The organism is Pirellulales bacterium, from assembly GCA_019694455.1.
Taxonomy (GTDB): Bacteria; Planctomycetota; Planctomycetia; order Pirellulales; family JAEUIK01; genus JAIBBY01.
In genome coordinates this window covers 18,127-42,887 of sequence record JAIBBY010000004.1, presented here as the reverse complement: position 1 = coordinate 42,887, position 24,761 = coordinate 18,127, and the positions used below count along the sequence as shown (strand labels likewise).

18 protein-coding genes are annotated in these 24,761 nt (G+C 62.2%); 6 read left to right on the top strand and 12 right to left on the bottom strand.

The features are described from left to right. The 4 genes from K1X71_03145 to K1X71_03130 form a co-directional block, all read right to left on the bottom strand. Entirely contained in the window at window positions 1-987 is a 987-nt protein-coding gene (locus K1X71_03145) for an FAD binding domain-containing protein (GenBank protein ID MBX7072120.1), read from the bottom strand. A 33-nt stretch (window positions 988-1,020) separates the two neighbouring features. Beyond that, the gene (locus tag K1X71_03140) at window positions 1,021-3,264 is read right to left on the bottom strand and encodes a xanthine dehydrogenase family protein molybdopterin-binding subunit (GenBank protein MBX7072119.1); all 2,244 of its coding nucleotides are present in this window, start codon (window positions 3,262-3,264) and stop codon (window positions 1,021-1,023) included. Beyond that, on the bottom strand, window positions 3,257-3,877 hold the full coding sequence (locus K1X71_03135) for a (2Fe-2S)-binding protein (GenBank protein MBX7072118.1): 621 nt from the start codon (window positions 3,875-3,877) through the stop codon (window positions 3,257-3,259). Before K1X71_03135 ends, K1X71_03140 begins: the two co-directional genes overlap by 8 nt. Window positions 3,878-4,345: 468 nt before the next feature. Further along, a complete protein-coding gene (locus K1X71_03130) occupies window positions 4,346-5,044 on the bottom strand; it encodes a PEP-CTERM sorting domain-containing protein (GenBank protein MBX7072117.1) in 699 nt (232 codons plus the stop codon). 966 nt (window positions 5,045-6,010) lie between these two features. Here K1X71_03130 and K1X71_03125 point away from each other — a divergent pair. From K1X71_03125 to K1X71_03115, 3 genes are all read left to right on the top strand, one after another. Continuing rightward, a complete protein-coding gene (locus tag K1X71_03125; GenBank protein MBX7072116.1) occupies window positions 6,011-8,059 on the top strand; it encodes a tetratricopeptide repeat protein in 2,049 nt (682 codons plus the stop codon). 40 nt (window positions 8,060-8,099) lie between these two features. Beyond that, the gene (locus K1X71_03120) at window positions 8,100-10,172 is read left to right on the top strand and encodes a tetratricopeptide repeat protein (protein ID MBX7072115.1); all 2,073 of its coding nucleotides are present in this window, start codon (window positions 8,100-8,102) and stop codon (window positions 10,170-10,172) included. Window positions 10,173-10,254: 82 nt separating this feature from the next. Next, window positions 10,255-12,342 carry a tetratricopeptide repeat protein gene (locus tag K1X71_03115; GenBank protein MBX7072114.1) on the top strand — a complete coding sequence of 696 codons (2,088 nt, stop codon included), beginning with the start codon at window positions 10,255-10,257 and terminating at the stop codon, window positions 12,340-12,342. On the opposite strand, the gene K1X71_03110 is transcribed toward K1X71_03115, so the two are convergent. The 3 genes from K1X71_03110 to fae all read right to left on the bottom strand — a co-directional run bounded on the left by K1X71_03110 (window position 12,323) and on the right by fae (window position 14,799). Continuing rightward, window positions 12,323-13,327 (bottom strand): molybdopterin-dependent oxidoreductase, encoded by a 1,005-nt coding sequence (locus K1X71_03110; GenBank protein ID MBX7072113.1) that lies wholly within the window; start codon window positions 13,325-13,327, stop codon window positions 12,323-12,325. The two genes, K1X71_03115 and K1X71_03110, sit on opposite strands and share 20 nt — an antisense overlap. 37 nt (window positions 13,328-13,364) lie before the next feature. Beyond that, on the bottom strand, window positions 13,365-14,231 hold the full coding sequence (locus K1X71_03105; GenBank protein ID MBX7072112.1) for a bifunctional NADP-dependent methylenetetrahydromethanopterin dehydrogenase/methylenetetrahydrofolate dehydrogenase: 867 nt from the start codon (window positions 14,229-14,231) through the stop codon (window positions 13,365-13,367). 70 nt (window positions 14,232-14,301) lie between these two features. Then, window positions 14,302-14,799, bottom strand: coding sequence for a formaldehyde-activating enzyme (gene fae / locus K1X71_03100; protein MBX7072111.1), 498 nt, complete (start codon window positions 14,797-14,799; stop codon window positions 14,302-14,304). 379 nt (window positions 14,800-15,178) lie between these two features. On the opposite strand from fae, the gene K1X71_03095 reads away from it, so the two are divergent. Continuing rightward, a complete protein-coding gene (locus K1X71_03095; GenBank protein MBX7072110.1) occupies window positions 15,179-15,595 on the top strand; it encodes a CAP domain-containing protein in 417 nt (138 codons plus the stop codon). Window positions 15,596-15,638: 43 nt separating this feature from the next. Continuing rightward, the gene (locus tag K1X71_03090; GenBank protein MBX7072109.1) at window positions 15,639-16,970 is read left to right on the top strand and encodes an ATP-grasp domain-containing protein; all 1,332 of its coding nucleotides are present in this window, start codon (window positions 15,639-15,641) and stop codon (window positions 16,968-16,970) included. Here K1X71_03090 and K1X71_03085 read toward each other — a convergent pair. The 3 genes from K1X71_03085 to K1X71_03075 form a co-directional block, all read right to left on the bottom strand. Then, the gene (locus K1X71_03085) at window positions 16,954-17,565 is read right to left on the bottom strand and encodes a DUF1080 domain-containing protein (GenBank protein ID MBX7072108.1); all 612 of its coding nucleotides are present in this window, start codon (window positions 17,563-17,565) and stop codon (window positions 16,954-16,956) included. The two genes, K1X71_03090 and K1X71_03085, sit on opposite strands and share 17 nt — an antisense overlap. 90 nt (window positions 17,566-17,655) lie before the next feature. Next, window positions 17,656-18,459: a 1-acyl-sn-glycerol-3-phosphate acyltransferase gene (locus K1X71_03080; GenBank protein ID MBX7072107.1), complete on the bottom strand. Its 804-nt coding sequence runs from the start codon at window positions 18,457-18,459 to the stop codon at window positions 17,656-17,658. A 250-nt stretch (window positions 18,460-18,709) separates the two neighbouring features. Beyond that, a complete protein-coding gene (locus K1X71_03075) occupies window positions 18,710-19,822 on the bottom strand; it encodes an aminopeptidase (GenBank protein MBX7072106.1) in 1,113 nt (370 codons plus the stop codon). Between the two features lie 106 nt (window positions 19,823-19,928). Here K1X71_03075 and K1X71_03070 point away from each other — a divergent pair, with 106 nt between their 5' ends. Then, window positions 19,929-20,954 carry a Rieske 2Fe-2S domain-containing protein gene (locus K1X71_03070; protein MBX7072105.1) on the top strand — a complete coding sequence of 342 codons (1,026 nt, stop codon included), beginning with the start codon at window positions 19,929-19,931 and terminating at the stop codon, window positions 20,952-20,954. Window positions 20,955-20,975: 21 nt separating this feature from the next. Here the strand turns inward: K1X71_03070 and K1X71_03065 are convergent, their stop codons facing one another. Continuing rightward, window positions 20,976-23,414 (bottom strand): hypothetical protein, encoded by a 2,439-nt coding sequence (locus K1X71_03065; GenBank protein ID MBX7072104.1) that lies wholly within the window; start codon window positions 23,412-23,414, stop codon window positions 20,976-20,978. Next, window positions 23,411-24,334, bottom strand: coding sequence for an aminotransferase class IV (locus tag K1X71_03060; GenBank protein ID MBX7072103.1), 924 nt, complete (start codon window positions 24,332-24,334; stop codon window positions 23,411-23,413). Before K1X71_03060 ends, K1X71_03065 begins: the two co-directional genes overlap by 4 nt. Window positions 24,335-24,761 lie beyond the last annotated feature (427 nt).

The window sequence follows — 24,761 nt, the reverse complement described above, 5'->3', positions numbered from 1 at the left end:
TTAGAACCCTCCGGAATCGAGACCCGCTGCCAACAGAATCGCGCGCTGTACGCTCGCCGCGGCGAGCCGTACTTTGTAGGCGTTCATGGAGAGCGGCGTGGCGCCTGCCACGGCGGCCTCGCCGGCCGCTTGGGCCGTCCGCTCATCGACCGGATTGCCGATCAGCGCGCGGGCGGCCTCGCTCGAAACCCAAGGTGTCGGCGCGACCTGACCGAGCACAATCCGCGCCTCGCGGACAATGCCCGCATCGAGGCGTAAAGCCGTGGCGGCCGCGCACAGAGGATAATCAGGCCCCACCCCCTGGCGCACCTCATAGGTGGCGCTGGCCAGGCCGTCGGCGGGGAGCACGATGTGCGTGAGCAGTTGATTGGGCGCTAGCACAGTCTCGCGTTCGCGCTCGTCGCGCGGCGTGCGGTACAAATGCTCCAGCGGAAAGAGTAGTTCATCCTCGGCGCCTGGCCCCACCACGCGCACATGCGCGCCCAGCGCGATCAAGGCAGGGGCCAGTCGCGAGCCATGCACGAATTTGGCGGGACCGGCGTTGCCGAAGATGGCATGATGGCGATTGTCGCCTTGCTCGACCAACTGGCCGCGCTGCGCCAACAAGCCTTCGCCATTGCGGAAGAACCAGCAGCGCGGACGCTGGCAAAGCTCGCCGCCAAGGGTTCCTTGCGCCTGAAGCTGCATGCTGTTGATGCCGGCAATGGCCTGCTTCACCGCGGGAAAGTTGTCAAGCTGCGGCGAATCGAGCATGGTGTCCATCGTGGTGGCGGCCCCGATCCGTACCCCTTGCGAATCGGCGTCGATGCCCGTCAGTCCTTCGACATCGCCAATAAAGACGACCCGCTTGGGCCGCAGCACCATCTTCTTGAGCAGCGGCACCAGGTCGCTGCCGCCGGCCAGGATTTCAGTTTCGCCGGGCTGGCTAGACAGCAATGCGCACACCTGCTCTTCGAAGCGGGGCGCTGCGTACTCGAACGCTTTCATCGGCTCGGTCCCTTTGCTGGCTTCTCGGTTTCGTTAGCTGCTAGCGCCGCTGGTCCATTTTGCCGGCACGGCGCCATTTCCGCCGAGCGCCTCAAGCACGCGAATCGGGGTAATCGGCAGCACCGGCACGCGCACGCCTATGGCATTGGCCACGGCGTTGGAGATCGCCGCGCCCGGACTGATCACCGGCGGTTCGCCCAGGCCGATCACGCCTCGCTCATATTCGCTGGCGGGCTCGTAAAACTCCACGACGATTTCGCCAATGTCGCCCAACCGCGGCAAGTGATAATGGCCGAGATCGGCATTGATGAACGCGCCGGTGGCCGGATCCATGATTCGCTCTTCGAACAGCGAGAAGGCGATGCCCATGATCGCCGCTCCATAAACCTGACTGGCGGCGCATTGGCGGTTGATGATCAGGCCAATATCTTGCACGGCGACGAACTTCTTCATACGCACCACGCCAGTCGCTTTATCGACGGCGACATGCGCCATTTGCACGCCCGCCACGCCCGAACTGGAAAGCGGCGACTTCTCTCTGCCGGGGTTGTACTTTCCCTGCACCTCCAGCGGTTGCATGCCGAGCAAGGCGCAGGCCTGTTTCCACGTCATGCCGGCGTCGGGCTTGTCGGCCACGAACACCCGCCCTTCTTTGGCCACCATCTTCTCGGCCTGTTCCGCGCCGACGCCGAGTTTCTCGGCCACCTTGGCGGCGATTTGCCGCAGCGCGTCTTGCGATGCCCGCCGGCTCGACTCCGAGACGCCGGCAATGGTGGTGCTGCCCCCCGAGGGGCCGCTCTGCGGATACTTGGAACTGCCGATTTCAACTTTCACATCCGACAGCGGCAGGCCGAGCGTTTCGGCGACTACGATGCCGATGGCGGTGCGAGTGCCAGTGCCCAGGTCTTGGCTGCCGAGTTGAATGCCCACCGCGCCATCGGGATGGATCTTGAGCAGGCAATTCGAGGCGTGGCCAGCGCCGCCCCAGGTGTGGATTGCCATGCCAAGGCCTTCGACTATCGACCCCTTGGCCTCCCCCTTGCCATGCGGATGCCACTTGGCCTTCCAGTCCATCAACTTAGCCGCGATCTCCATCTCGGCGCGATACACGTCGGCCTTCTTGTTGGAGGCGCTATCCAAATTGCGCAAGAAAACATCGTAGCTGTCGATGCCGAGCTTGGCGGCCAGATCGTCATACGCCGTCTGCGATAGGGCGCAGGCCTGTGGATGATTCGGTGCGCGCCACGCGCGGCTAGGCCCGGTATTGGTGCTCACGCGCACCGCTCGGCTGCGCCGATTGGGGGGCGTGAGGACGTACGGCACCACCTTCTCGTCGACGCCGCCGCCACCGATGCCGCTCGTTCCCCACTGAACCGAATCCCACACCTTGACCACGCCTTGCTTGTCGGCGCCTAGCTTCACGCGCACAAATCCCGATGGCCGGTTGCCGGCAATGCGCTGGTCGGTCTCGCGGTCGAGCATTAACTTAACGGGGCGCCCGGTCTCCTTCGCAATCTGCGCGCAGATCACACCCCACTCGTCCGCCGCGAACTTGCTGCCGAAGCCGCCGCCGATGAAATCGCAATGCACGGTGACATCGCTAGCGGGCAACTTGAGCGGCCCCGCAATCTGGCCGGCCGTGCCCGACACGTTCTGCGTCGAGAGGTGGGAGGTCAGCTTGTCTCCTTGCCACTCGCATGTGGAGCCGTGCGTTTCCAGGCAGCAATGCGTGATCGAATGAATGCCGTAGTAGCCTTCCACAACCACGTCGGCGGCTTCCAGTTGTCGCTTGACCTCCGCCTCGACAAACGCGTCTTCGTCCTCGTCCTCCGGCGCGTCGTTTTCCAGTTCGACGGTGGCGCCCGCCTTGCCGGTGCGATCGGCCGCCTCGGCCGCCTCCAAAAACTGCTCGGTAACAAAATGCGGCAGCACTTCGTATTCGACCGCGATCGCGTCCAGTCCTTCAGCCGCCGCGCCTTCGGTCTCGGCCGCCACGCAGGCCAACAGATAACCCTGCCACTTGATCTCTTCCTTGGGCTTGGCCAGCAGTTGCACGCTGACCACGCCCGGCACGCTCTTGGCCGCCGCGGCGTCGATCGACTTGATCTTGCAATGCGCGTGCGGGCAGGCGAGCACGCGCGCAAAGAGCATCTTCGGCAGCACGATGTCGTAGGAGTATTTGGCGGCGCCGGTGGCCTTCTCCACGCCGTCGACGCGATCAACCTCTTTGCCGATGAGCGTGGTCGTGCCTTGTTTGGGCCAACTGTACTCAGCCACGCGCGCCTCCCTTCACTACTTCGATGGCGGCCATGATCACATTCGCATACGTGCCGCAGCGGCAAATGTTGCCGTTCAGCCCAGCGCGAATCTCGTCTTCGGTCGCCTGCGGATGCTTGTTCAAAAACGCTCGCACCGCCATCACAAAGCCGGGCGTGCAAAAACCGCATTGCATGCCGTCGTTGTGAACGAATGCGGCCGGCACAGGATCGAGCTTGGCGCCCCCCAGGCTCTCGACAGTTTGGATTGGCTTGCCGACGCACGTCAGCGCCAAGGTGGTCGAGGCCGAGACTGGCTTGCCAGCCACAAATACCGTGCTGCCGCCGCTCGTGCCATCTCCGGAAATGGGCTTGGCGCCGGTGAGATTGAGTTGATATCGAAGGACTTCGAGCAGCGTCATCCGCGGTTCGACCAAGACCGCATGATCAGCGCCGTTGACGTTGAGCGTGATCTTTGACATGCCCGGGCCAACGACGGCGGCACCCGTTTCATCCGCCGCTAGTCCTTGGCCCGTGGCCAGCGCCGTGGCGGCGGCAGCGGCCCCAGAACCGCGTAAAAAATCGCGGCGGTGAAATCCGCCACGCGATGGATTCGACCTGGTGGGTTGCGTCATGCCGTGGTGAACCTCCGGTTGTCGACGTCGGTAGCGGCGCGAATCGGTCGCCGGCGCGGCATGGGCAGGGCATCGCACAACGAAAGGTGCTTAGGTCTGTGCGAGGCATGCTAGCGGCGCGAGGCAACGCCCAGGATTGTAGCGATGGCTGGCGCGCTTTCAACTAAATCGCTGGCGCGCCGCTAGAGAATTGCGACTAGGCATCAAGTTCGACATCGAGATGCCGAGGTGTGAAGAGAAATTTCGAGACGCCGTCTGGCGCGCGCAGTAGCCGCTGTGCGCCGCTTCTACGATCCAAATCGTCGTGCCGACAAATCCGCGCTTTTCCGGCACATTGCCTGATGCGATTCATCCACGAACGGCGCCGTTCGAACGCGATTATAAAAACACAAAGGGCCGGCAACCTTGCGGCGGCCGACCCTTTGCTGTTTCGAAGTTCAACCGCCACGGGAGGCGGCTGATGGGTCACTACTTGCGACGGAACCGACGGACGGCCGGCAGGCCGAGACCGACGAGGCCGATGGCGAGCAAGGCAACGCTGCCCGGCTCAGGAACGATCTTCGTGCCGTTGAAATTCAAGGCAGCGGTGACCGTCACGTTGATGCCGCTCAAATTCGTGATGATCGTGACCGGAATACCGATGGCGACGTTATAGCCACCCAGAATCGGGGTCTCGTTGATGTTCGCCGGGAAACCGGTCGGAACAGTCACGTTGATCGGGCTTGAAGACAAATTCACGGTGGTGCTGACCAAGCCGCTGGTGATCAGCGAACCACTGTTCAGGCTGAGGGTCAAACCGGCGAGATCAATCGTCCCGGGGTTGACGCCATTGGTGGCGAACGGACCACCAGGATTGATAACGCCGCTGACGCCGGTCAGGCTCGCGGTAATAAACACACCGGGCCAAGTGCCATCATTGGCAGCCACGGCGCCACCGAGCGAGGTGACACTAAGGGCCGGGGGGGCGCTGCCAGTTTGATCGACCGTCGAGTTGATGTTGCCCGACGCGAAGGTGATGGGACCAAGGTTCCCCAGGGCGCCAAGGGAGACATTGATAAAGCTGGTCGCGGTATCCATGACAAGATTCACGGGAAACGAGGCCGCGAACGCGGAGTTTGCGGAGAGCAGCGCTACGGCCGCTACCGCACTGACAAGAGCCTTCTTCATGAGCATTCTCCAATGCCAAAACAAGAACAAGCAGGGAATAGACTAAAAAAATGTACTGACCCCCTGGCGAGTCCGCTATGCGTCTCGCCAGTCAACTAAGGACAGATGCAGTCAAGCAGAGCTGGAGGAGACACCTCCTTTTCGGATGAGGTCCACAACCCCCGTTCATTTCGAGCATTTCAGGGATACAACAGCCACCGCTGTTGCCGGCCCAAAAAAGAAATGCTCGGCACTTGGAGTCGCAGATTATTCGACTACGAATGGTGTGTCAACAAAATTCCTCAAGCTTTTTATGTTTTTTCGCGCCAATGCCGACCGAAACCGCTCACAAGAGGGGGTAATGACCGCGCCAAGAGGGGTGGCACGCATAAGTCAGAAACGCCGATTTTGGGCGAATTGGCGGAAATACGATATACAGAGATCGGCAATCCCCCCCCTTGGCAAGTCGCTCCTGTGGCGGAGCAGCCAGCTACTCCGTGACTCCTTGAGCCACGATGTATGGGATGCAAGTTGGCAATTTTGCAGAACGGCGCTTATTTGTCTTTGTTTTTCGAGCCACGTTCACGGTGTCGGCGTCCGAACATCGTGTCCAACTTCCTCAGCCGTGTGCTGGCCGACTGCCGGTCGACATTAGGTCTATAAATAAAAATTGGCCTATGAAATTGAAGGCGAAGTCCGTGGGAATGCGTGGAGCCGCCGCTGGTGCGCCGCTCAGCGGCTGCTTGGCGCGAATCACCGTGCGTGATTAGATACGAGGGTCACGCTGCGTTTGGGTCCCGACGAGTTGCGCTTGTCAATCTGCTCCGATCAAACTGCCGCGCTGCACATCTCTGCCACTTGTCTTTCTTGCCTTTTCTCGAAATCGTCACCCGCATGACTAACACCAAGCGCCGGGCAAAGCCAAGCGCGACGGCGGCTACGTCCGCTCCAGTTCCATTCTGTCGATCCACCAGCGACGAGCGGCCTGTGGCGGCGACCACCAAGTTGGCGATATGCAGCGGACTGGCGCTGGTCATCGCGCTGGTGTTTGGTCGTGTGATTTGGGAGCAATATGGATTTGTCGATTACGACGATGGGTTGTACGTGGTGTACAACCCCATGGTGCTGTCAGGGTTGACTTGGCAGGGAGTGCGATGGGCCTTTAATCCAACAACACAAGTTGCCGCCAACTATCATCCGGTCACGCTCTTGTCGCACATGCTCGATTGCCAGATGTATGGGTTAGCGCGTCCGTGGGGGCATCATCTCAGTAGCCTGCTGTGGCATGCCGCCGCCGCCTGCATGTTGTTCTTGGCACTGTTGAGGATGACCAGTCGGGTGTGGCCATGCGCGCTAGTCGCCGCGCTGTTTGCCTGGCATCCCTTGCACGTCGAGAGCGTGGCCTGGGTGTCGGAACGCAAGGACGTGATGAGCGCCTTTTTTTGGTTCCTCGCCATGTGGTGTTACGTGGGCTATGTGCGCGGGTCGCGCCTGCAATATTGGGGTGTCGCCATCAGCATGGCGCTGGGGCTATTGTCGAAGCCGATGGTGGTGACGCTCCCGTTTGTGTTGCTGTTGCTCGATTTTTGGCCACTCGGGCGTATCTCGCCATACGACTGGCGTTCGCCCGACTGGCGGCGTGCGGCCGGGGCGCTGATTTGGGAAAAGCTGCCGCTGTTCGCCATGGTGGCGTGCAGTATCGGCCTGACGCTGTACGCGCAATCGACCGGGGGAGCGGTGGTAGCGATCGACGCGATGCCCCTGGTGGTCCGAATCGTCAATGCGCTGCATTCCTACAACATGTATTTGGCCAAGACATTTTGGCCCACCGGCCTCGCCGCTCAACAATCGATGGGCGCGCGGACACTCACCATCGAAACCGCGGTGCTTGGCTGCTTGGGCTTTGCAATCGTCACTTACTTGGCCATTTCCTGGGGCCGTGCTCGCCCCTACTTGCCTGTTGGCTGGTTTTGGTATGTCGGCACGCTGGTGCCGGTGATCGGCCTGGTGCAGGTGGGAGAGCAGTCAATGGCCGACCGCTATACCTACATTCCACTGGTCGGCATCTTCATCGCCATCGCCTTTTGGCTGGTTGACGCGGTGCGCGACTCCGCGAGGCAGCGCCTTGGGGCGGCGGTCGCCACCTGCGCGATTTTGGCGATCTTGGCGGGTATGGCCGCGCGACAGGTCGGCTATTGGAGTGACACCATCACCTTATTCGGTCACTCTGTGGCGGTGAATCCAAAGAACGGCATGGCGCAATTTGGCTTGGCCGTGGGGTATTGGAAGCAAGGGGATCGAGAACGGGCATGGGAAGCGTTGCAAGAGGGGTCCGCCGTCGAAACCGATTTCGGCATGGCGTGGCTCTTGATCGGCGCGCTGGCGATGGAACGCGGCGACCTGCCAGCAGCGAGCAAAGCCTTTGGGCAGTCAACGACGCTGCGCTACCATGAACCGGAGTCGCTAGCCTTTTTGGGTTGGACGCGCGCCCGGCAAGGAAAACGCGCGGAATCGCAGCGCGCGATCGCCCAAGCTTTGGAACTGGGGCCCAGCAATTTTGTGGTGCTGGTCGTGAGCGGCATCGTCGCCCTCGAAGCTGGTAGCTCGAATGAGGCGATGGCCTATTTTCGTCAGGCGCAGGAACTTAATCCGGGCAACGCGCCGCTGCTGATGATGATGGCGCGCTTGTCGGCGACCGGTCCCGATCCGAACTACCGCTTTCCCTCGCAAGCGGTGCAAATCGCGGAATTTGTCTGCCAAAAGGCGCCGCCGGGTAGCGTGCGTCCCTATTGGCTCGACACGCTCGCCGCCGCGTACGCGGCGGTGGGCCGTTACGACGAAGCCGTGCAAACCGCCGAGCGGGCGTTGACGCTGGCCGAAAAAAAGAACCGTGTCGAATTGGCCAAAGTCATCGGCGAACATTTGGCGTCGTTCCGACGGCAGGAAGCGTTGTCCGAGCCCCCCGCCTCCATTCGTGCGGACGACATTTTTGATCGCGAACTGCTCTTGTTCGCCGAGGCGCCAGGATTGGACTGAGCAAACGCCGCCCATGGGTCAGACGCAACCGACGAAAGCGATGCAACGAGCCGCGCGCGACGCTGCGCGCCACGCGCATGGGCGTTTCACGTTGCTGGCAGTGGCCGGCGCGCTGGCATTGGTCACAGCCCTGACGTTTGGTCGCATGGTCTGGGACCGACACGACTTTGTGCTGTACGACGATCCGCACTACGTCACCCACAATCCGCTCGTCTCCGAGGGATGGTCATGGCACAACGTTGCCAAGGCGTTCTCACCCGCATATCCGGTGGTGGGCAACTATCATCCGATCACGGTGCTCTCGCACATGCTCGATGCCGAGTTATACGGCGTTGACGAGGCATGGGGACATCACCTGACCAACCTCGTTTTCCACATCATCAACGCGATGTTGCTGCTGGTGGTGCTCGAGCGGATGACCGGAAATCTATGGCCCAGCGCGCTGGCGGCGGCGCTATTCGCATGGCACCCACTGCATGTGGAGTCGGTCGCTTGGGTCGCCGAACGCAAGGACGTGCTGAGCACTTTTTTTTGGTTTCTGGCGATTGGGTTTTACACGTTCTACGCCCGCGGCTCGCGCTGGTGGTATCTGGGGGTGCTGATCTGCGCGATGCTGGGCCTCTTGTCCAAGCCCATGGTGGTGACGCTTCCGTTCACGCTGCTGCTTTTGGATTATTGGCCACTCGATCGAATCACTTTTTTGGCGCCGTACGACTCGGCTTGGCGTCGATCGCTAGGGCGACTGATCCTGGAGAAGGTTCCGCTTCTGGCCGCCTCGTTGGCGTCGATTGCCCTGACGCTCAACGCGCAAGCGCTGTCGGGCGCCGTCGTGACCACTAGCCGACTGCCGCTGTATGCGCGCGTCATGAACGCGGTCCACTCCTACAATCAGTACCTCACCAAGACGGTTTGGCCGACGGGCCTGGTCAACCCTTACGAATTCAGCGGCCGCGCGCTGACGCCGATCTCGCTGGTGCTGGGTAGCGTCGGCATCGGCGTGGTGACCTATCTGGTGATTCGCTGGGGGCGGCGATTCCCTTATCTCCCGGTGGGCTGGTTTTGGTATCTCGGCACGCTGGTGCCGGTGATCGGTCTGGTGCAGGTCGGCATACAGGCCATGGCCGATCGCTACACTTATGTGCCGCTGGTGGGACTGTCCATCATCGCGGCCTGGGGTTTGCGCGATTTTCTCGCCGGCAGCGAATCACGAACTCAGACCCGTCTGTGGCTGGGTCTGGTGGGCGCGTGGCTCGTGGCGCTGGCGGCGCTCACCTGTGTCCAAGTGGGTCATTGGCGTAATACAATCACGCTCTTTCGTCACACTTGGCGAGTGGAACCGAACAACTTCACCGCCGCCTACGCGCTGGCCACCGGCTACTTTTCCGATGGTGATCTGCCGCACGCGCTGGAGGCGGTCAGCGCGGCGCTGCGACTCGATCCCAATCATGGGATGGCTTGGCAGTGTAAAGGGCGCGTGCTATTGGCGCAGCACCGCTGGGCCGACGCGATTGAACCGCTGTCGCGCTCATTGCAGTTAGGCTATGCTCCCCACGAAACGCTCACCGACATCGGCATTGCCCAATCGCGACTCGGTCAGGCCACCGACGCCCGCCAAAACCTGCAAGCCGCGCTGAAGCACAATCCCGAGGAGTTTCGCGCGCTCGTCTGGCTGGGTGTATTAGCTAAAGATGCTGGCGACGTACCAGGGGCGATCGACTTTTTCCAGCGCGCGCACGCGCTGCGCCCCACGGAGCCGAGCGTGAACATCATGCTGGCGCGAATCGATCTGGCGGACGCCGACAGCGATCGCGCCCAGGCTGCTCGCAATAAGATCGAGGCGGCTATCGGACGTACCAAGGAGCCGCGACCCTATTGGTTCGACACCCTGGCAATGGCGCAGGCTGCAACCGGAGATTCCACTGCGGCAATTGCCTCGGCCGAGCGCGCGCTGGCCTTGGCTCAAAAGGAGAAGGAACTCGATACCGCGAGCGCGATTCAAGCCCATTTAGCGGCCTTTCGCCGCAGCGAACAGGTGAGAGAAGAACTTACCGCCATTCCAGCGCTTGCCATCTTCGATTTGTTCGATGATTGGCTAGACACAACGCGCAAGTAGCTTGACTCGCCGCTCAGGCGGACTGCTCCGGCGGGCGCGCTTGGGTTACAGTGGAAACATCCTCCACCACTCAGCACGCCGCATGCACCAGAACCCACAACTTACGGGAACGGCAGCGCGAAGCGCTTCGCGCCCTCACGGCCATCATAACGCCCTCTGGGGGACAATCATTTGCCTTGCGCTGGTCGCGCTCACTTGCGGCCTGTATGGGCGCACGTTCTGGGATAACCACGAGTTCATCCAATACGACGATCACCTTTACCTGTTTCGCAATCCGGAGGTGCAGCAGGGTTTGACCTGGAGCAATTTGGTCACGGCGTTTTCGCCCACTTATGTCGTGGCCGCCAACTGGCACCCGTTGACGATGCTTTCGCACATGCTCGATTACGAGCTGTTTGGCGGCGTGGCGCCGTGGCACCATTTGGTTTCGGTGATCTGGCATGGCCTCGACACGCTCTTGTTGTTTTGGTTATTGCAGCGGATCACCAGTTCGATCTGGGCGAGCGCTCTGGTGGCGGCGCTCTTTTGCTGCCATCCGCTGCATGTCGAGTCGGTGGCCTGGGCTTCCGAACGCAAGGATGTGCTGAGCACCTTCTTCTGGCTGGCGACCATGCATGCCTATGTAAGCTATGTGCGCAGCCCGGCGCGCCGGCAATCGCATCGCTGGTACTTGGCCGCGTGCGTGCTGCTGACGCTGGGCTTGTTGTCCAAACCGATGGTGGTGACGCTGCCCTTTGTGCTGTTGCTGTTGGATTATTGGCCGCTAGCGCGCTTCGAGGTCGATGCGCTGCTTGCGCCAGACTTTTGGCGGCGAGTTCGCCATTTGTGCTGGGAAAAGATCCCGTTCTTCGCGCTCATTGGGCTGTTCGCGGTCATCACGCTGCTGGCGCAAGGTTCGCAAGAGGCGGTGGCGCGGCTAGACTTGCTGCCGCTCGACGCCCGAGTGGTGAACGTGCTCATGTCGTACAATGCCTACATCGCCAAAACGATCTGGCCGGTAGGGCTGGCGGTGCCATATCCGATCGACGCGCGGCCGCTCACCTTTTTCCAAGCCTTCATGGGGGGCGTGGGACTGGTGCTGGTCACCAGCGTCATCGTGGCGCTGCGGCAACGCTACCCCTATTGGCTGGTGGGCTGGCTCTGGTATCTCGGCACTTTGATCCCGGTAATCGGCCTGGTGCAGGTGGGCAGCCAATCGATGGCCGATCGCTACAGCTACATTCCACTGATCGGCATCTTCATTGGCGTGGCCTACAGTCTGCGCGACGTGGCGCGGCGGTTCCCGCGCTTGACGCCGGCGCTGGCGGCGGGATGCGTCGCTTGGCTGGCTTGGCTGTCGGTGCTCACCTATTGGCAGGTGGGCTACTGGAAGGACACGATCACGCTTTTTTCGCACTCGATCGAGGTCACGCGGCGCAACTACCCCGCCTACGTCGGGCGCGCCACTGGCTGGATGCTGGTAGCAACGCCCGGCAAGGAAAATGTGGAGCACGCGCTGCACAACCTGACCATGGCGCTCAAGTTTGCGCCAAACAACGGTCTGGCACGTCATAATCGCGGATTGCTCTTGCGCGGCGAAGGAGAACCCAAGCTCGCCATTCACGACTTTTTGACCGCCGCCGAAGAAGGGCACGAAACCGCCAAAATGTATTGGGAGGTGGGCCGCACCTACATCAAACTCGACGACTTCGACAAAGCCCGCGAGTACTTGTTAAAGGCGCGGCGGCTCAGTCCGGAGAACTACGACTTTGTGGGCACCTTGGCCTTGATGGAACTGCGCCAAGGCAATGTGCGCGAGGCGGTGAAGAACATCCAATTGGCGCTCAAGCACAATCCGCTCGATGCCTATCTCTCGGTGGTGCTCAGTCGCGTGTATTCGCTCAACCCCGAGCCCGACCTGCGCAACGGCCCCGAGGCGGTGCGACTGGCAAAATTCGCGGTCGAGAACACGCACAGCCGCAACGCCTTGGCGCTCGACACGCTGGCCGCCGCCTACGCGGAAGTGGGAGACTTTGATCAGGCGCGACACTTTGCCCGCAAGGCGATGGAACGAGCGCGCTTTGACAAGGACGAGGAGTTTGCACACGAAATCGAGCAGCACTACGAGAGTTATCTCGCCGACCGGACCTACCGAGAGAGCCCGCGCGACATCAATCTGGAACGGTCCTAGCGCGCACCAATGCTTGTTGTGTCGGCGCCAGGTCGTCGAGCGCGCCGTGGCCAAAGCGCGTCGTGCGATCGAGCCGCGCAGGCCGGTCCTCGTCGCCGAAACTGGCGCCCAGGAGCGAAGCGCCCGCCAAGTTACAGCCCGTGAGATCGGCGCTGGCGAAATCGACCCCTTCGAGTTGCGAGTTGGCGAATGTCGCGCCCCGCAATTGGGCATCCACGAAGCGTGAGCCCGAAAGGTTCGCGCCCGTGAAGTCGGCCCCGGCAAGATCACAACCGCTAAAGTCGGCGTTTCGCAAGATCGCTTGTCGAGCCGCCAGTCCGGGCAGCGCCAGTCCCGCGGCGGACAAACCCAACAATTCGCGACCCGAGACATCGCGGGTCGAGAGCAGCCGCGCGGCGTCTTGTCGCGTGAGCAAGGAGGCGATGAAGCGCTCTTCGCGCCAGGGGTCGGCCACGTTGTGATAGCCGGCCTCGGCCTCCCAATAGCCCAGGCGATCTTCGCTCAATAGCTCGATCCGGGCGAGCCACTTCAAGCTCTTGTAGAAGTAGCGTCCCGGCGCGATCGTGCGAACCGGTCCGCCATGTTCGGCGGCAATCGGCCTGTCTTCGTGCTGCATGGCCAATAGCGTGCCCAGCGCAAGCGCCTGCGCCAAAGGGAGCGATGTGCTATGCCGTCGCTCGGTGCGCGCCACGAACGACACGAATCGCGCCTCGGGCAGCGCCCCGCAGCGATCGAGCACGTCGGCTAGCGGCACTCCGCCAAACCGCATTGCCCGCTTCGACCAGCGGGTGACGCAGTGAATGTCGGTCACCAGGTCTTGCCACGGCAGCGCCGCCAATTGAGCCAGGGTGAAAGTCTGTGGCCGCTCCACCAGCCCAGCGACGTCCACAGTCCACTGCCCGTCGGCATCGACCGACGAGCGCTCTCCCACCACCGGCCATTTGCTGATTGCGGCGAGCTGTTGGTGAGGAGGTAGAGGAAACACGGCAGATCGCCTTGAGACACGGCGAGCGCGGCGCCGCTTATTCCAGTTCGCGGCCGATGGCGAAAATCTCCTCGGCGTCGAGCACCAGGTTGTTGGCGTCGAAGAGCGCTTGTACAGCCCGCTTGTGAATCTTCATTTTCGTGCGGCCGATGCCAATAGCGCCGTAAGCGACCACGCCGTCGCGCGTTTTGGCGTAGTCGGTCGACTCGATGCCCGCCAGTCCCACCGGCGGAACAGCATTCAAGTCGATGGCGACTTCCAGCGACTTCGCCAGGGCGCGATCGGCCGCGCCAAGCAGTTCAGCGCCGGCGGCGCCGGCGGCGATCACCAACAGCGCGCCGCCGCGCGCCGCCAGTGCGGCAGCGCTATTGCTCGCGGCGACTGCGGCAAGTCGGGCGCCGGGAATCGCGGTGGTTAACTGATCGACGACCACTTGAGCGCGAGCGACATCGCGCGAACCAACACGAACCTGCGTGCCCTCGCGAGCCAACAAGCGCGCCACGCGCTGGCCGACCGGACCCGTCCCCCCCAGCACCAGCGCGCTGGTCGAAGCGAGATCAACATGCCTGCCGGCGGCAAGCACGGCGGCGGCGGCCGTGGTGTTGGCGCCATTCGAGTCGATCATCGCCGAGACCCGCATGGGGCCGAAAAACGCGCGGCGAATCTCGGCCAATAGCGTCTCGCCAGCCGCGACGTTCGAGCCCCCGATGAAGATTGCAGTGTGCCGCAGATCCTCGGGTCCGCGCGTGAAGATGGCGCCAAACACCTGGTCGCGGACATTGTCGGCTGTCACGCCCGATCGGGCAAAGAGATGGTCGACGCCGGCGTCGACCGCCACCACGCCGTCGAAGACGCTGGCCAGTGGATCGGTGTCGAGTTGAACCAGAATCTTCGGCTTGCCCATCGTTGCCGCCAGGTACAAATGCGCCGGCCGAGGACTTACCCTCGGCCGGCAGCGTGGCCAACTTCGAGCACTAAAATCCCTTGAACGGATGATCGGCCTTGTCCTTGCCGGCGATCATCTCGTCAACCGTCGGCTTGCCGCGCATCGCGTTGCTAATGGCGTCCTTGGTGGCCTGGTAGTTGTACTGGTAAATCTTCTTGTTGTCCTCGGCGCCTGGGTGAATGAACACGCCGCAGACAATCACCAAGTCTTCAGCCTTGTCCTTGGGAATGACGTTGTCCGCCACCGAGTCGGCCACCGCCTTGGCGACCGCTGCCTGCGCTGGGCCGAACATTTGCACCGCCTGACGCATGCCTTTGATGGTGACTTTGGTGATCATGACCGTAGACGGTTTGACCGCCAGATTCGGGGTAAGCACCGCCAGCAGATTGGAGTGCCCTTCGCTCTGACGAGCCAGCGCGTTGGCGAACGCCACGCCGACCGGCCCCTCCTTGTTGCCAATCAAGAGATCGATATGGGCGATCTCGTTGCCGTCGCCAACCAGTGCTTCTCCAACGTACATCGACATAGTGCTTCTCCCGTGCGTGAAGGCTGCAATCCGCCTATGATCATCGAAGTGAATCGGCCCGCGAGCCGCGCTTTGCGCTCAACTAGGGGCGGCCACCGACGATATCAAACACCGGCACAAATTCAAGCGGTTCAAAGGGTTACTCGCATCAGGCGCTGAATCAATAACCGCCGGCCCCTTGCGGCAATCGCCTGGTCGGTTATGTTAGCCGACCTGCCCGTAAACTCTCTGTATTTTATGCAGAGCCCCACCTGTGGTGAGCGACGGAACCGCTCGCCGGGCAACCAACCCCATCGTCGGCTACCTCACACGGACGCAGCCTACGAACGCCCCCCGTTGGTTCCTAATTTCTTTCCCTGCTTGCAATTGAGGAGGTCCCATGCTTGCAAGTCTTGTGCTAGCCAGCGTGCTAGCCAACGCTCCCGATGCCAAATCGGCCACTCCGGCGCCCGCCGCGCCGGCTCTTCACTCGGTGGAACAAGGATTGATCGACAAGACTAATGCGGTTCGCGCGCGGCATGGTCTGCGCCCGCTGCGAATCGACTGGCATTTGCTGCGCTCGGCGCGCCGGCACGCCGCCTGGATGACACGTTCACACAATCTGCAGCACACTTCAGCCCCCGTGGCGGAGAACATCGCCATGGGTCAGCAGTCGACTGGCGAGGCGGTGCAGTCTTGGATGAATTCGCCAGGGCATCGTGCCAACATGCTCAACGCCAGTTACAGTCGCGTGGGCGCCGCGGCGTATACGGCGTCGAATGGCTCGGTCTACTGGTGCATCCAGTTCCTGCAATAACGGCCAATTGGCGAATTTCAGCAAACGGGCGATAATTCGCCCCATGCCCGATTCGATTCTGATCCTGGGAGCCAGCGCCCGCGCGGCGGCCATCTCGGCCCGTCGCGCGGGCTTTGTTGTTTATGCGGCCGACTTATTCGAAGATCTCGACCTAGCTGCCATTGCCGAGGCAACCTGCGTCGAAGACTATCCGGCGGGACTGGTTGCCGCCGCCCGCCGCTTTCCCTCCTGCGGCTGGCTCTACACGGGCGGATTGGAAAATCGCCCGGCGATCGTCGATCGCATCGCAGGCGAACGTCCGCTCCTGGGCAACCGCGGCGTCGTGCTGAAAAGGGTTCGCGACCCGTTTCAAGTTCGCCGGGCTCTGACGAACGCAGGCCTACGGTATCCGGAGACGTGCAGCGACCCACGCGACGCGCCGTCCAATGGTGAATGGTTGTGCAAGGCATTTGCGTCGAGCGGTGGAAACCAGGTGCATCGATGGCGCGGCTGGCCACCTCAACCCGCCGGCGGTCACTCGGTCTCGTCGCCGTCACACGCGGGCGAGGGGAACTATTATCAAAGGTGGATCGACGGCCAAAACGCTTCGGCTGTCTACTTGGCTGCAGGAGGCACGGCCCGTCTGCTCGGAGTCACGCGCCAACTCGTGGGAGCAAACTGGTGTTGCGTGGGGGCCGCAGCGGTCGACAGGCCAGATTGGTCCGGGACGCCATTTCGCTATTGCGGATCGATCGGCCCCTTGCCAATCGACGATGCGCTGCGTGACCAATTCACGCGGATCGGCCATTGCTTGGCCGCGGAGTTCGATTTAATCGGCCTGTTTGGGGTCGATGCCATCATTCGCGCTGGCGAGGTTTGGCCCGTCGAGGTGAACCCCCGCTATTCGGCGTCGGCCGAAGTGCTGGAGCGCGCGCAAGGTGTGTCGATGATCGGCGCGCATGTCGCGGCCTGTGTGGAGGGTTGCGTGAATGCCCCCTCACCCGGCCTGCGGCCACCCTCTCCCCCTGCCGCGCGGGGGCGAGGGGGATTCGAAAGCACACAACCGAAGACAGTGGCGCACTGCCCGGAAGAGGTGCAAGCGGGTTATGGCAACCGACCAGCAGACGGTCGTGCCTCGGAGTCGAGCGGCAAGGCCATTGCCTTTGCCGCGCAAGGCTTCACCGTCACCCACGCGTTGGTCGAGCGATTGCTGGCGATGAACGACGATCCTTGGCAGCCTCAGGTGGCCGACGTGCCACACGCTGGAAGCGTCATCCAAGCGGGCTGGCCCGTGACAACGCTGCTTGCCGACGGAGACACTGCGGCCTCAGTCGAAGTCAAACTGCGCGAGCGCATGCAAGCGCTCGGGCGACTCGTCGCTACGGCAACTCTTTGATTTCTACGTCTTTGAACTGCACGCGCATCTTGGGGCCCACGTGCAGTTGCAAGGCGATGACGCCCGACTTCGCGCCCACGTCGCTCTTTTCGGTGTAGTCGACGGTGGTGTAACCGTTGAGCACCTGGGTAATGTGCGGACCGTCGGCCGTGATGACGTATTCATTCCAGTCGTCGGCCTTGATGTGCGGCTTGACCGCCTCGGGCTGAACGTTGACAAGAATCCCGCGCCCGCCTTCCTCGTAGAGAATGCCCATGAATTGGTTGTCTGCGATGTCGGCCTGGTAGCCCTGCACGACATGCTCGGGCAGCGACTTGCTGCGGAACTGCGCGCCGGAGTTGCCGTTTCGCATCTTGAACTTGAGCTTCAAGACAAAGTTGTCGTAGTTCTTTTCGGTAGCCAGAAAGGTGTTCTTGGTGATCTGTTTGTTGTCGGTCGTGCCGACAATGGCGCCATCTGCGACGCTCCAAAGCTGCGCGTCTCCCTGCCAGCCGGCGAGCGACTCGCCATCGAACAGCGGCACAAAGCCTTCGTCGGCGGCGACGAGCGTGGCGGAGAACTCAAGCAGCGCGACAAAAGCCAATACACGATACATCAACATCGGAAGTCTCCGGCGACAATGGTGCAAGCGGATGAAGCGGCATTGTAAGCGGCCGGCGCCATGGCCCGCCACTTGGCCACGCCGTTATTCGGCCACGGCGGCGACCGGTTTCTCTTCGTGCCCCGGTTTGTAGAAACGACCCGCCAACTCTGGCACAAAGTCCTTTACGCCCGCTAGTTTGGCCATCTCGGTGAGAAAGATCTTGGTCAACTCTTCAAGCACCGGCTTGTCGGGCTCTTGGTCGTAAAAACGCGAGATGTCGATCGGCTCGCCGATCACCAGCGTCACCTTGGCCGGCATCACGAATTGCCCCCACTCGGTGCCGTTGTATGGTGAGCCATGTAAATAACACGGCAGCACGGGCACTCGCGCACGCAGCGCAATCATGGCCACGCCCGGACGGCCGGGCAGCAGCACGGCGTCGGTGTCGTTGATGCGTCCCTCGGGGAAGAGTCCCACCAGTTCGCCGTTTTCGGCATAGCGAATGGCGGCCTTGGTCGCGGCCGTGTCCGTGCCTGCTCGGTTGACTGGGATCACGCCAAATAAGTCGAAGACCCACTTCATCGCCGGATGCAGGCTGTACTCGCGCGCCACCATCCAGTGCGCCATCTTGGGGTTCACCAATTGAATGAACGCCGGATCGAGCGGGCTCTTATGGTTGCAAATGATGACCGCGCCGCCGCGCAGCGCCTCCGTAGGCCAGCGTCCCACCACCCGCGTGCGCCAGACGATTCGGCAGTAAAACAGGTTGATGATGTAGATCGGAAAGATCGCCCAGCGATACTCAGTGCGGCGCCGATAATGGGTCGCGAAGGCCGCGATCAGCGCGATCGCCAGCGCGGCCAGAATGGCCCAGGAAAACGCGATCGTGGCGGGGACGGAGAGCATGCGGCGATTCGTAGCGGATCGAAGGGGAAAGTGCGGCTGGTCGCCGACCGGCGCGGCTCACGCGCCAGCCATTACAGAAGGCGGCCCAGCGCAGGCGGGATACGCAAAGTTTAACACATGGCGAGCCGCCCGTTGAACAATTCGGCAGGCCGCGCGATCGCTACGCATCGCACCAGGCAAAGTTGAATTGAGCCACCATGGCTCATTTCAACCGATCGCTGTATTTACGTCGCCGCCGGCGGCAGAATCGTCACAGTCCGCGATTCAGGCCGTGCAGGTCGGCGGGGACAAAACGCCCGTCCTGGCGAACCAGCTCGTCGTCGAAGTAAATCTGCCCGCCGCCGTACTCCGGGGTTTGAATGAGCACCAGATCCCAGTGGACGCGGCTACGGTTGCCGTTGTCGCATTCGTCGTAGGCGTTGCCGGGGGTGAGGTGGATCGAGCCGCCGATCTTTTCGTCGAACAACGTGTCCAGCATGGGGCGCCGCACGCGGTTGTTGCAGCCGATTGACCACTCGCCGATGTAGCGCGCGCCTTCGTCGGAATCAAGAATTTGATTCAGCTTCTCCGGCTCGTTGGCGGTGGCCCGCACGATCTTGCCCGCGCGAAACTCAAACTCGATGTCGCTGAACACCGTGCCTTGATAGCGCGACTCGGTGTTGTACCGAATTACGCCGTTGACGCTGTCGCGGACTGGCGCTGTGAACACCTCGCCATCGGGGATGTTGCGCTGGCCATAGCAGGGGCGCACATCGATGTCTTCAATCGAAAAGGTCAAATCGGTCCCTGGCGAGACGATCCGCACCCGCTTGGCGGCCAGCATGCGCCGCACGAGCGGCTCTTGATCGCGGGCCATCTGCTCGTAGTCGGCTGTGCAAACGTCGAAGTAAAAATCTTCAAACGCGCTGGTGCTCATGCCGGCTGACTGGGCCATGCTGTCGGTGGGGTAGCGCAGCACCACCCACTTGGTCTTGGGCACGCGCACTTCGCTGTGGACCGGTTGCCACCAATGTTGCTGGTACAGGTCCATCTTGGCCAGCGGCACATCGGCGAACTGGTTGCTGTTGGCCGCGCCGCGAATGCCGATATAGGCGTCCATCTGCTCCATGCGCTGGCGCTCGTGCTGGCCAGCCAGCGCGATGCTCTCGGCCGTGCCGGCGCGATACAGACTGCGCAACACTTCGTTGCACTTGAGCGTCACCACCGGCAGCGCGCCCCGCTCGGCTGCCAATTCGATCAGCCGGCATACCAGCGCCGGCTGTGGCAAATCGATCGCCTCGATCAACAACTTCTCGCCGCGGGCAAGCTGGCAGCTATGGTCGATCAGGATTTCAGCCAGTCGATCGATGCGGGGGTCTTGCATGGCGCGATGCTCGGCGGCGGGCGATTTCAAACAGAACCATTCGTGGGATAAGATAACACACATCGCCTCCGCGCGTTCGCGCATCCCACTCGATGAGACACTCCCTATGGCGGTCTGGGATCATTGGCATCCGGTGCTCGACGTGTCGCGACTGGCGCAGCGCCCGGTCGGCGTGATGCTCGCTGGGCGGGAGATCGTCGTTTTTCGCAGCGCCGGCGGCGCGATTGGCGCCTTCGACGACTGCTGCCCACACCGCCGCATGCGGCTGAGCCTGGGGAGCGTCAGCGAGGGGAAACTGGTCTGTCAATACCACGGCTGGTCGTTTGATTGTCATGGCGCGGGCGAAAGCCCCGGCACGCCCAAACTGCGGGCGCAGGCTCGCGCCTACGAGACCCAAGTGCGACATGGCTGGGTATGGCTACGCGCGGCGGGCGCCAGCACCGAGTTTCCTCAACTCGATGGCGCCGGCTACCGCTTTGTCGGCGCGCTGCGGCACGAGATGCAAGCGCCGCTGGAGATCGTGCTCGACAATTTCACCGAAGTGGAACACACCCCCACCACGCACGCGCTGTTGGGTTACGAAATGACGCGGATGGCCGAGGTCGAAACCCGCGTCGACAGCACTAGCGACAGTGTGCGCGTCTACAACAGCGGCCCGCAGAAGAAGATTTCACCCGCGATCGAGTTTTTGTTCGGCATCCGCACGGGCGATCTGTTTGTGGATGATTGGACAACGCGCTTTTCGCCGGTGTACACCTGCTACGACCAATACTGGCAAGACGCCAAGACCGGCGCGGCAAAAGGGGCGCGCTGGCGCAACTATGTGTTCTTCAACCCGATCACGCCTGAGCGAACCGAGTTGGCGACGTTCGCCTTCATTCAGCCGTCGCCTGCGGGCGGTTGGCGCAATTGGTTCCTTTTTGATCCCGCGCTCAAGTGGCTCGTCGGTCGCGAGATCGCGTTCGACAAGCAAATGGTCGAAAGCCTGGCCGACAAGCGCCCCGATATCGACGGGATGAAACTCAGCCGCTTCGACAAGGTGCTGGGCATGCACCGCTCGCGGATCGAAACCATCTATCGGGGTAACGCTGACGCGCCAGCATCAGAAATCCACGCGTCGGCGGTGGTGTAAGCTTTCAAAGAACTTGAAGATTCATGCACTGATTGTCGAGGTAGGAGTCGTTCGCCCCCTGCCTCGCCACGTGAGCGCCACCGCCGCGCACCATACCACGAGCGCGCCGAGTCCGGCGGCCGAGGCGCGCAGGCCGCGATAGAAGCTGGCGGGCTCATAGCGGTAGACGATCTTCCCCTCGCCGGCTGGCGCCACCACGCCGCGCAGCGCGTGGTTGACGCGTAGCACCGTGGTCTCGCGGCCATCGACCCAGGCCCGCCAGCCCGCATCCCAACAGTCGGATAGCACCACCAGCCCCTCGGTCTGCATGGAATAGCGAAGGGTCAACTCGTTGGGGGTTTCCTGCACGATCTCGGCGCTGCCTTGGGCTGGTGCTAACAGCTTCAAGGGCGTCTCAACCAGCGCGACGGCGCGCGGATCGAAGTTGGGGTCGGCCAGCGCGTTCAGACGCGCGTCGCGATCAATAGCGACCTTGGTCGCGGTTGGCACATAAGCGCGCGGCAGGCAGTTGGCGCATTCCATCACGTGGTAGTCTTCGTCATGGTTTTCGTAGATCGGCACGCGGTCGTCGGAAGGCCGGCCACGCGCGACGATATACCGCAGATTGAGCATGTCGAGCACGGGCGACGCCTGCGGCCGCAACATGAACAGGGCGGCATACGGCGCGGCTTTTTGAGGATGCTGCCGGGCAAAGCAATCCAACAGGTCGACATACAGCTTGGGATCAACACCGTCGTAGCCCCGTATGTCCGAAAGTCGCCACTGCATCAAAATGTCGGGCGCCACGCACGAGTAGCCGCAGACGCGCCCCGGACCGCGGCTTTGCATTGCGTCGATGAACCCCAACTTGGGGTAGTAGAGCGCGGGATCGCACTGCGGATTGATGCCAATCGCGTTCCACAACAACTCGGCAATGGCAAAGATCCCGATTGTGACGACATGTCGTGTTTGCAGTTTCACACCTCCCCACAACATCCACCACAGACATAGGGCAACAACCGCCAGGAAGATGACACCCAGCCAGGCGCGAATGAACCAGCCAAACACCGGCGAACCTTCGGCTTCGACGACCATGGTGGGCGGCGCGAACAAGAATCGCACGGTGAGCAAAATCAACACCAACAGCGCGGCGGTGGGAATCGTCCACTGCCAGCGCGGACGCGGGGGCGCCGTGAGCAGGCAATCGAGCCCCAGCACGGCTAGCACGACGAACGACCAGCCCGTGAGAAAAACGAGCCGGTTGTTGCGTAGCATGTTCAACGGAAATTGTTCATAAAGCTGATTCAGCAGCGGCACATTCAATGTCTGCCCGGCCGCGAAGAGCGCCAGCGCCAGCCAGAACCAAGCCTGACGCCGCCAGCGCGGATGGGCCAGCGCCAAAGGCGCGAGCAAAAGCGTGGCGATCAGCCCCGCATAGCCCGACGCGGCGCTCTCCAATCGATTGACGTTGGCGATGAGAAAACGACTGTTGACTCGCTCCGAGCCCCAATAATCCGGCGCCACCAATTGCGGCAGCGCCATCCATCCCAAGGGAGGGGTCTCACGGTGCCCCACCAAACGTGAATCGATGCGCACGCTTTGGGTCATGTATTCGGCCGTGGGCAAAGTTTGTGCGGCCGAAGCCACTATGCCCACAACCCATCCGGCCGCCATCACGAGCATCGCCCCTAGCGCTCCAAGCGACCAAAATCGCCCGCTGTGATTGGCAACCAGCAGCCATACGGCGTACAGCCCGCAGCCGATCATCGTTTGCGCGGCGGTGGCAGCATGCCCGCTGACCAAGAGCAGCAATGTGGTCGCGGCCAACAACGGACCGCCCCAACCGGTGGGGCGGCGCACCGTGAGATACACCGCCAACATCGACCAAGGCAACCAAGCAATCACCTGGCTGATGGGATAGCCCTGCCACTGAACCATGAAACCAGTGAGCGGAAACGCCCACGCGCCGAAAGCGGCGGCCCAAAAGCGCACCGACAGCGTGCGGCGCAAGAAGAGATACACGCCCACGCCGGCAATGATCGATTTGATGAGCTGCGTCCAGGCGATGATCAGCGTGCCAGGAAAGAGATAGTCGAGCACGCGAAACGGCGAGAACAGCGCGCTCTGATTGGCCGCCAGAAACGGCGCCCCGCAGTAGATATAGGGGTTCCACAAAGGCAATCGGCCAGAGCGTACCTCCGACACGGCGAACCGCCGCCATGGCTCAAGCACGATAGCGACATCGATCAAGGTCATGTTCGACGGATAGTAGGGTTGCCACTCGAGTGGAACCGGCAGATAGGTTGCTGTCAGCTTCAAGTTGTCCAGCGGCAACAGCACCTTGAGGCCCAACAACGACTGCCCATAGAGCAAAATCTGCGGCAGCGCCAGCCCCGCCAGCAAGATCAGCACGCGCCAGCGGCGGCGCGGATCACAGTCGTCGCACGGCGTTGCGGCTGGAATATCGATGGTGTCCGTCATTGCGATGGCAACTCGTCGCGGAACTTACTGGCCTGGCTGGCGATATCGAGTCCGACGAACTCAGCAAACGCCGCCAGCACGCGCCGGTAGATCGGGCCCGGGCGGCCCGCGCCAATCGCGGCGTCGTTGAGGCCGACCACCGGCAACACGCAGGTTGGCGTGCTCGTGAGCAGCACCTCTTGAGCGCTGGCCAACTCGTCCAGCCGAATCGGCCGCTCCCGCCACGCAATGCCAAGGTCCGCCGCCAGTTCGCGCGCCACCTGACGGGTGATGCCAGGCAGGATGTCGGCCGTTGGGGGCGACACCAACGCGCCGTCGCCAAAGCTGGCCAGAATGTTGGCAGTGGCGGTTTCCAGCACGTTGCCGGCTGGGTCAGTCAACAGCGCGCGGGCGCCCGGTTCGATGGCCGCGGCCTCACGATCGGCCAAGTAATAATGCATCCGGCTACGGCACTTGAGTTCGCGCGGCCAACAGTCGGCCGCTATTTGCTGGACTCTGGTGGTCACCAACCGCTCGCCGGTTTCGTAGCGATCAGCCCAGTTGGCAAACGCCAAGGGGTAAGTGTGGAGTATCACCGTCGGTCCCGAGGTGACCGGCGCGAAACTGCCATACGAGCCCGGAGTGATGAGTATTGCTAGCCCGAGGTCGCCGCCGGACGGAAGCAATGGCCAGTTCCGGGCGATGATTTCGTCCGCGACCGCTGCGATCTCGCTTGGTTTCATTGCCGACGCCAGACCCACCACGGCCAGCGATCTGGCAAGTCGGTTGAGATGGGCATCCCGGCGAAACAGTCTCCCGCCAAAGGTCCGCAGTTGCTCGCTGACCGTCGCGCCAAGTACGAATCCCGCGTCCCACAGCGGAACGGCGGCGTCGCGCTGCGGTGTCCAGCGTCCATTGATGTAGGCGACCGGCTCGGGCATCAGCGAATGGTCCTCAAAGGCTGGGGCGCCATGGAATCTCCTTAGCCGGACAAACCTTGCTGCGAAGTGTGCGTAAATTGGGAAAGGGCCGGGTGAGGCTCGCCAGGGTCGTTGGCACAAAACTCCGGCGCCTGACAAACCCAAGCAGCGTAATCACCTGCGGTCATCCCAGCACGTATTTCGCTCGTTGTAAAGAATCGAGTTCGACTGCCGCAAGGACTCTGGCCGATAGTGACTTTGACGGATGGGCGGACTTTGTCGCGCCAGCATGGCTACCAAGGCGCCCGGCCGCCCGTATAGTTGAAATGGGTTATCTAATCAGTGCCGCGGACTCGTGGACCGCGCAATCGATACCTTGGGGAGGTCGCATCCGAAGCGAAAACTCATCGCTGGTGGACGCGACTACCAATACCGAATAGCTTGACAC